This window comes from Streptomyces klenkii (assembly GCF_003626645.1).
Lineage (GTDB): Bacteria > Actinomycetota > Actinomycetes > Streptomycetales > Streptomycetaceae > Streptomyces > Streptomyces klenkii.
Genome location: NZ_RBAM01000177.1, coordinates 1 through 1,088, shown reverse-complemented (window position 1 = coordinate 1,088; position 1,088 = coordinate 1). Strand labels below are relative to the sequence as shown.

2 protein-coding genes are annotated in these 1,088 nt (G+C 56.0%); both read right to left on the bottom strand.

Going from position 1 to position 1,088, the window contains the following annotated elements; all coding sequences use genetic code 11:
• The coding region (locus D7231_RS36385; protein ID WP_147449920.1) for a hypothetical protein at nt 1-712 on the bottom strand (712 nt) is incomplete at its 3' end.
• An 81-nt stretch (nt 713-793) separates the two neighbouring features.
• On the bottom strand, nt 794-1,088 hold a 295-nt coding region (locus D7231_RS37215), incomplete at its 5' end, for a hypothetical protein (protein ID WP_206752012.1).

The following is a 1,088-nucleotide window of genomic DNA, read 5'->3' as shown; positions in this document are numbered from 1 at the left end:
GCTTTGCGAGACGTGTCTTCCCCATCCCTGCTGACCCAGCCAGCAGGATACGCTTCGCTCCGGCTTCGATTGCCATCCTGAACTGCGTGTGCATTTCCGGCCGAACTACATAGAGAGCATCGAAGTCTTGAAGTCCTGCGATCTTATGCGCTTCAGGTGGTACCAGAGTTGAAGCGGCGGCCGCGTTGCCATTGCTGCTAGACGTTCCGGTTCCCGCGACATCACCTTCGAACGGGAAGCTAGGCTCGAGGATTACTTGAGCCAGGGAAAGCCGTAGCTTCCTGAGATCTGTTCTAAAGGTCGACTCTCCTCTAGGGATGAGACCAGCCCTTTTTCTCAAGTCGTGGCGCAATTCGCTGTACTTCTTTTTGCTGTCCTGCCCGAGATATTCAAGATCTCTCTTCTTGACTGTAGGGAAATCCGCTCCGCCGTCAAGGTTGAAAAGTCGCAAGGAAGCTTCCTGGGCGGTCATGTGGCTTTCTGAGAATGAGCCATTGAGGTGTGAGATGCCCCGTCTCAACAATGCTTCCAGCGCGACGACACGGTCCCGCTGCCACTCCTCTGAGAAGTGATGAGCGACAAGGGAACGAAGGTTCGGTATAGGCAGCGCGGGCTGGTTTCCCAGTGGCTCAAAGGCGCGCTCGATGAGGCGTCCAGCCACGGCCCCCAACTCGGCTTCTACGGCTACCACTCGTTGTTTGTCTACCGCCACCAGAGCAGTATGCGGCACGAGGTGTCGGGATAACCAAAGCTGCTGCTCACAGCAGTGGGATAGCGGACGGCTGCAGCGCTTCTACCAGTCTCCCCGCTGCCGTTCGACAGGAAGCTTGCTATTGAGATACCGCGCTGTGGGCTCGTCGATCCAGTCGGATCGGACCGTCTGAGACATTGAATCTTCCGCGCTCTCGCGAGCTAGCTCATCGTCGTCGTGTAAAAGCCCTACCCAAAAATCGATCACCTGTTGTCGTGCAGGGTAATCATCGACTGGTTGGAAGTGGAAAAGCGAGGAAATGACGTCGCCAGCCACTGCGCGAACGAAGAAGTGTTTGTGGATAGCGAGCGCAAAAATAACTTCTCGCGCTTTTCCT